The sequence below is a fragment of the Bradyrhizobium sp. genome (assembly GCF_019242285.1).
GTDB lineage: Bacteria > Pseudomonadota > Alphaproteobacteria > Rhizobiales > Xanthobacteraceae > Bradyrhizobium.
On the sequence record NZ_JAFAVV010000138.1, the window covers coordinates 1 to 6,500 of the forward strand.

Here is a 6,500-nt window from a genome sequence, read left to right on the forward strand (position 1 = left end):
CGATGATGCGCGGGTCGTGCGTGCGATGGCCGAGACCGACGACGAGATTCTGGATGTCGAGGACCGCGGTCATGTCATCGCTCGGTTGGAGCGAAAGGCCGTAGGGTGGGCTAAGGCGCGCGAGCGCCGTGCCCACCCTCTATCGACATCATTGTTCGGCATGGTGGGCACGCTTCGCTTAGCCCACCCTACGGTTCTCACGATGCGGCACGATCGCAGGATGGGTTGAGCTCTTGCGAAACGCATCAATCGCCGTTCTGGTGCCGATGGGTATCGCTGCGCTCCACTCATCCTACGGTCCTTCGCTGGTCGCAACGCCGTCACTTCGTGGCCTCGCGCTGCTTCATGCGGGGATCGAGCGCGTCGCGCGCCGCGTCGCCGATCAGATTGACGGCGAGGATCGTGATCGACAGCAGCAGGCCCGGCCAGAAGATCAGCGACGGCTTGACCAGGAAATAGGACCGGCCCTCGGCCATGATGTTGCCCCAGGTCGGCGTTTCCGGGCTGATGCCGGCGCCGAGGAAGGACAGGATCGCCTCGGTCAGGATCGCGGAGGCGCAGACATAGGTGCCCTGGACGATGAGGGGGGCGATCGTGTTCGGCATCAAATGCCGCCACATGATTTTCGGCAGGCTCGAGCCGAGCGAGATCGCGGCTTCGACGTAAGGTTCCTCGCGCGCCGAGAGCACGACCGAGCGCACCAGCCGCGCCACGCGCGGGATCTCGGGGATGGTGATCGCCACCATCACGGTCATGACGCTGGCGCCCGACAGCGAGACCACGGCGATCGCGAGCAGGATCGAAGGGATCGCCATCAGCCCGTCCATCACGCGCATCATCACGGCGTCGACCCATTTGAAGAAGCCGGAGACCAGCCCGATTGCAAGCCCGACCCCGACCGCGCAGACCGCGGCCCCGAGCCCGATCAGGAGCGAAATCCGTCCGCCATAGATGACGCGGGACAACAGATCGCGGCCATAGGAATCGGTGCCGAGCAGGAATTGCGCGCTGGACGGCTTCAGGCGCTGCGACGGCGTCAGCAGGATGGGATCATGCGGCGCGATCCACGGCGCGAGGATCGACAGCGCGACGATCAACACAAGGCAGACGCTGGCGGTTGCGATGATCGGCGACGATGTCAGAAAGCCGAGCCGAAGCCGAAACGGTCGGGTGATTGGCAGGGTCGGTTCTGGAAGGGTTTCGATCGCCATCAGTACCTGATCCTCGGATCGAGCAGGGTGTAGGCGAGGTCGATCAACAGATTGACTGCGACATAGATCAGCGAGGTCACGAGGATCATGCCCTGGATCACCGGATAGTCGCGCGCCAGCACGGCATCGACGGTCAGCCGGCCGATGCCCGGCAGGTTGAACACGCTCTCGGTGACGACGACGCCGGAGATCAGGAGCGCAAAGCCGCTTCCGATCACGGTGATGACGGGAACGGCGGCATTGCGCAGGCCATGGCGCAGCAGCACGGCGATCTCGCCGATGCCCTTGGCGCGCGCGGTGCGGACATAGTCTTCACCCATCACGTCGAGCATCGAGGCGCGCGTCATCCGCGCGATCAGCGCGACATAGATGAAGGACAGGGTCAGCGTCGGCAGCACGATGCGCTCGAAGAAGGGACCGAAGCCCGCCGTGATGCTCTTGAAGCCCTGCACCGGGAGCCAGCGCAGGTCGATCGCGAACAACTGGATCAGGATGTAGCCGATCACGAACACCGGCACCGAGAAGCCGAGCACGGACAGGCCCATCACGAAACGGTCGATCCAGGTGCCGTGCTTCCAGGCGGCGATCACGCCGAGCGGCACCGCGACCAGGACCGAAAGGATGATGGTCGACAGCGCAATCGAGATCGACGGCTCGACGCGCTGGCCGATCATCTGCAGGACCGGCACGTTGGAGATCAGGGAGACGCCGAGATCGCCATGCAGGAGCTTGCCGACCCAGGTGACGAACTGCACGTAGAGCGGCTCGTCGAGGCCGAGCGAGGCGCGGATGCGGTCGAGCTGCGCCGGGGTCGCGTTGTCGCCGGCGAGGATCGCGGCGGGATCGCCCGGCGTCAGCCGCAGCAGGAGGAACACGAACAGCGCCACCACACCCATCACGGGAATGGCGGCGAGGATGCGGCGAAGCAGATATCCGAGCATCCGATGTCTCAGCTAAGGCCAGGGTTTCCAGCGTGTGATTGCTTTCGCATGTCCCTGCAAATCCGTCATTTTACCCAACGCTCACCTTCCGTGACTGCCGCACTTTCGGGTGCGCGGTGTTTTGCAAGCCCCATGCCATCGCCCAAGAATGGTGCAGGACCAGATTCACATCGAGCGGTTCTCGCCGACCGACATCGCGCAGATGCGGGACAAGTGGAGATAGGGCAATCCGGTTTCCTCCGCCCAGGCGTTGAACTGCGCCTGCACCTTGGCGAGATCGCCCTTGGATTTGACTTCCTCCGCAATATCGAGCCCTGCGTCGCGCAGACAGGCGACCACGTCCTGCGAGGTCACAAAACCGTCCCAGCCGACGAAGCGCAGGAACATCTGCCCGGTGTTGCCGCCGAGCCGGCTGCCGCGCTTGGCGAGCAGGTCGAGCAGCCCGACCTGGTCGGAGGAAGGCCAGCTCGCCAGGAACTTGCCGAAGCCGCCGTGCTCCCTCGCGATCGCCTGCACGAAGGCGGCGTTGTCGCGGACCGCGTGGATCTTGGCGCCGTTGCGGACGATGCGGGCGTCGTTCAAGAGGCTGTCCCAATAGTCGTCAGGCTGGAACGTCAGCTTGGCCGGCTCGAAGGTCATGAAGGCTTGCTCGAAGCCCGGCCATTTTGCCTCGATCACGCTCCAGGCGAAGCCCGCAGAGAACACCCGCTGCGTCATCTCCGAAAGGATGCGATCGTCCGAAAGTCGTGTCAGTTTCTTCGCGTCCGGCTTCGCCGGCAGCAGCTTTTTCAGGCCGCCCGGTCCGCCCTTGCGCTTCTCCGCGCGCGCCAGGATCGGCTTGAAGGGGATCGTGCGCGTCTTGCTCTGCGCCTTCGCCATGGGATCACCAGGAACCTATTCCAGCGTCGCCAGCAATCCTGCCATGAGCCGGCCCCGCTCGGCGAGACTTTCGACGATGATATGTTCGTTGAGGGTGTGCGGGTCGGCGCCGCGGGCGCCCAGTCCGTCCAGTGTCGGCACGCCCATCGCGCCGGTGAAATTCGCGTCCGAGCCGCCGCCGGCGCTCGCATGCGGCAGCTCCATACCGATATTCTTGGCGAGCGACCGCGCCTTCTCATAGAGCGTCATGGTGCCGGCATTCGGCTCCCACACCGGCCGTGTCACCCCGCGCGTCACCGTGAAGGTCACGTCGTTGGCCGTGCCCGACAGCGCCAGCATCCGCTCTACGCCGCGGTCGAGATCGGGCTGGCGCTTGGCCATGCTCAAGGCCTCGCCGGTGCAGGTGGTGGCGACGCAATTGACCCATTGCCCGCCATGCACGATGCCGACCGAGTAGGTGCAATCCTCGGTGGTCATGGCGTCGATCTCGATGATGCGGCGCGCCATCTCGCGGATCGCGGAGCGGCCGGAGGACAGGTTGGCGCCGGCATGGCTCGGCTTGCCGACCGCTTCCAGGTTGAAGCGCGCGATGGCATAGCGGCCGGTGACGACGCCGTTGTTGGCGCGGCCGGGTTCGGGCACCAGCACGTATTTGTTGCGGGCCGCCTCCGCTTCGATGATGTCGCGCGTCGAAGGCGTGCCGACTTCTTCGTCCGGGGTGAACAGCATCGTGACCGGCAATGGCGTGGTGAAGGCGGCGCGGGCGAGCTGGCGGATTGCTTCCAGCGTCAGATAGCTGCCGCCTTTCATGTCATAGATGCCGGGGCCGTAGCACTTTTCTCCATCGCGCCGGAACGGCAGCTTTGCCAAAGTGCCGACCGGATGGACGGTGTCGAAATGCCCCGCGATCAGGATACCGGGCTTGCCCTGCTTCGGATGCGGGAAACGGGCGCGGACGCAACCGGCAAAACCCTGTCGTCCCGCGATGCGCTCGATGCTGGCGCCCATCACCGCCATGTCGCGCGCGGCGATGTCGAGCATGCGCTCGACCGCGGCGGCATCCCAGGTCGGGCTCTCGCACTCGACCCATTCGCGCAGGCCTGCGAGCATGGTCTCGGAATCAAACGGAAGGTTGGCGGGGTTCATGCAGTCTCTCACTTTGCACGTGGGGCAGGTGGCGTGGCTTACGAGAATGTGTGACGACGCATTTGTAAAGGGTCGCAGATGGGCTTGCGAAGGCGCGTCCAAATCGCGGATTGACGCGCCAGGCGCTTGGTGCAAGTCTCGATTAGCTTGCCTTTACAGCGTGTTAGTCCGCCCAAATAACGGACGTCATGCACAATCGATGATCGGGTTTTGACCAGTTTCACGTCAGGAGACGAACGAATGTCGCATCCTTCGCGCCGGGCGCTTCCCGGGGTTGCGTTGAGCCTCGCTTTGTCGGCGTTCGCGCTGTCGACATGTTTGACATCGCAGGCGTCGGCCGCCGGCAAGACCATCAGCGCGGTGATGCATTCGGACCTGCGCATCCTCGATCCGGTGATGACCACCGCCTACATCCAGCGCGACTTCGGCTACATGGTGTTCGACACGCTGCTGGCGACCGATGAGAATTTCAAGATCCAGCCGCAGATGGCGGACTGGAAGATCTCCGACGACAAGCTGACCTACACCTTCACGCTGCGCGACGGGCTGAAATGGCATGACGGCGCAGCGGTCACCGCGGAGGACTGCGTCGCCTCGCTGAAGCGCTGGGGCAAGGTCGACGGCATGGGCCAGCGGCTGATGGAGAACACTGCTGCTATCGAGGCCGCCGATCCCAGGACGATCGTGCTGAAGCTGAAACAGCCCTACGGCCTGGTGCTGGAGTCGCTCGGCAAGCCGTCATCGGTGGTGCCGTTCATGATGCCGAAGCGGCTCGCCGAGACGCCGCCGAACCAGCAGATCCCGGAGCAGATCGGCTCCGGCCCCTTCAAGTTCGTCAAGGCCGAATTCCAGCCCGGCGTGAAAGCGGTGTTCGAGAGGAACACCGACTACGTGCCGCGCAAGGAGCCGCCGAGCTGGACCTCGGGCGGCAAGGTGGTCAAGGTCGACCGCGTCGAGTGGATCACCATGGCGGACGCGCAGACCGCGGCGAACGCGCTGCAGTCCGGCGATATCGATTTCATCGAGAACCCGCCGTTCGAGCTGCTGTCGGCGCTGGAGGCCCATCCCGATCTCAAGGTCGAGACGCTGAACAAGTTCGGCTTCGTGACCATGGGCCGGATGAACTTCCTGCTGCCGCCGTTCGATAACGTCAAGGTCCGGCGCGCGGCGCTGCTTGCGATCCACCAGAAGGACGTGCTCGACGCGCTGGTCGGTGATCCCAAATACTACCAGGTCTGCGGTGCGGTGTTCGTCTGCGGCACGCCGCTGGCGAGCGATGTCGGGGTCGGCGATCTCACCAAGGGCGGCAACCTTGCCGAAGCGAAGAAGGAGCTCGCGGCCTCCGGCTATGACGGCACGCCGATTGTGATCATGGCGCCGGGCGACGTCGTCACGTTGAAGGCGCAGCCGGTGGTGGTGGCGCAGCAGTTGCGCGAGGCCGGCTTCAAGGTCGACCTGCAGGCGACCGACTGGCAGACCGTGGTGAGCCGCCGCACCAGCCAGAAGCCGGTGAGCGAAGGCGGCTGGAACATGTTCTTCACCAACTGGGCCGCGGCCGACGTGATGAACCCGGTGGTCAACTATTCGATCGGCGGCAAGGGCAGGAATGGCGGCTGGTTCGGCTGGTCGGAGGACGCCAGGATGGAGCAGATCCGCGACGCGTTCGCGCATGCGACCTCGCCCGAGGAGCAGAAGAAGCTGGCCGGCGAAGCCCAGAAGGAGCTCTACGACCAGGTGATCTACGTTCCGCTCGGCCAGTACCTCGCACCGAGCGCCTGGCGAAAATCGCTCTCCGGCGTGCTCGGCGGGCCGGCGACGCCGATCTTCTGGAACATCGACAAGAGCGAGTAGCGACTTGTAGGGTGGGCTAAGGCGCGAAGCGCCGTGCCCACCGTCCATGGCAATCGAATCGCGATGGTGGGCACGCTTCCGCCTTCGCTTGTTGAGCCACCGTGGGGTGGTCGCTTTGCCCACCCTACGAGCCGCATCCTGACACGGGGACGACCATGGCTTTCGACCTGATCCTGCGCGGCGGGCGCGTGATCGATCCGTCGCAGAAGCTCGACGCGGTGACCGACATCGCCTTCGCCGGCGGCAAGGTCGCCGCGATCGGCACTCTGCTCAAGGCGGAGCCGGCCACCGACATGCGCGACGTGTCGGGCCTGATCGTCACGCCCGGACTGATCGACCTGCACACCCATGTCTATTGGGGCGGCACCTCGCTCGGCATCGATGCGGAAGAATTCTGCCGTAGCTCGGGCGTCACCACCGCAATCGACACCGGTAGCGCCGGGCCCGGCAATTTCGCCGGCTTCCGAAAGCA

Annotated in this window: 5 protein-coding genes and 1 pseudogene; 2 read left to right on the top strand and 4 right to left on the bottom strand. The window is 64.9% G+C overall.

The window, feature by feature from the left end:
• Window positions 1-320: 320 nt before the first annotated feature.
• From JOY90_RS04775 to JOY90_RS04790, 4 genes are all read right to left on the bottom strand, one after another.
• The gene (locus tag JOY90_RS04775) at window positions 321-1,211 is read right to left on the bottom strand and encodes an ABC transporter permease (protein ID WP_291690003.1); all 891 of its coding nucleotides are present in this window, start codon (window positions 1,209-1,211) and stop codon (window positions 321-323) included.
• On the bottom strand, window positions 1,211-2,152 hold the full coding sequence (locus JOY90_RS04780; RefSeq protein WP_291690004.1) for an ABC transporter permease: 942 nt from the start codon (window positions 2,150-2,152) through the stop codon (window positions 1,211-1,213). Before JOY90_RS04780 ends, JOY90_RS04775 begins: the two co-directional genes overlap by 1 nt.
• A 165-nt stretch (window positions 2,153-2,317) precedes the next feature.
• On the bottom strand, window positions 2,318-3,031 hold the full coding sequence (locus tag JOY90_RS04785) for a DNA-3-methyladenine glycosylase I (protein ID WP_291690005.1): 714 nt from the start codon (window positions 3,029-3,031) through the stop codon (window positions 2,318-2,320).
• 15 nt (window positions 3,032-3,046) lie between these two features.
• Window positions 3,047-4,177 carry a M20/M25/M40 family metallo-hydrolase gene (locus JOY90_RS04790; protein ID WP_291690006.1) on the bottom strand — a complete coding sequence of 377 codons (1,131 nt, stop codon included), beginning with the start codon at window positions 4,175-4,177 and terminating at the stop codon, window positions 3,047-3,049.
• Between the two features lie 240 nt (window positions 4,178-4,417).
• On the opposite strand from JOY90_RS04790, the gene JOY90_RS04795 reads away from it, so the two are divergent.
• Together JOY90_RS04795 and JOY90_RS04800 are read left to right on the top strand one after the other, a co-directional pair.
• On the top strand, window positions 4,418-6,028 hold the full coding sequence (locus JOY90_RS04795) for an ABC transporter substrate-binding protein (RefSeq protein WP_291690007.1): 1,611 nt from the start codon (window positions 4,418-4,420) through the stop codon (window positions 6,026-6,028).
• A 155-nt stretch (window positions 6,029-6,183) separates the two neighbouring features.
• A pseudogene (locus JOY90_RS04800) lies at window positions 6,184-6,500 on the top strand (amidohydrolase/deacetylase family metallohydrolase); the annotation flags it as partial.

What these genes read in the sequence shown, in the direction of transcription:
- JOY90_RS04795 (WP_291690007.1), top strand. Translation starts at nt 4,418, where the DNA reads ATGTCGCATCCTTCGCGCCGGGCGCTTCCCGGGGTTGCGTTGAGCCTC.
- JOY90_RS04775 (WP_291690003.1), bottom strand. Translation starts at nt 1,211, where the DNA reads ATGGCGATCGAAACCCTTCCAGAACCGACCCTGCCAATCACCCGACCG.
- JOY90_RS04790 (WP_291690006.1), bottom strand. Translation starts at nt 4,177, where the DNA reads ATGAACCCCGCCAACCTTCCGTTTGATTCCGAGACCATGCTCGCAGGC.
- JOY90_RS04780 (WP_291690004.1), bottom strand. Translation starts at nt 2,152, where the DNA reads ATGCTCGGATATCTGCTTCGCCGCATCCTCGCCGCCATTCCCGTGATG.
- JOY90_RS04785 (WP_291690005.1), bottom strand. Translation starts at nt 3,031, where the DNA reads ATGGCGAAGGCGCAGAGCAAGACGCGCACGATCCCCTTCAAGCCGATC.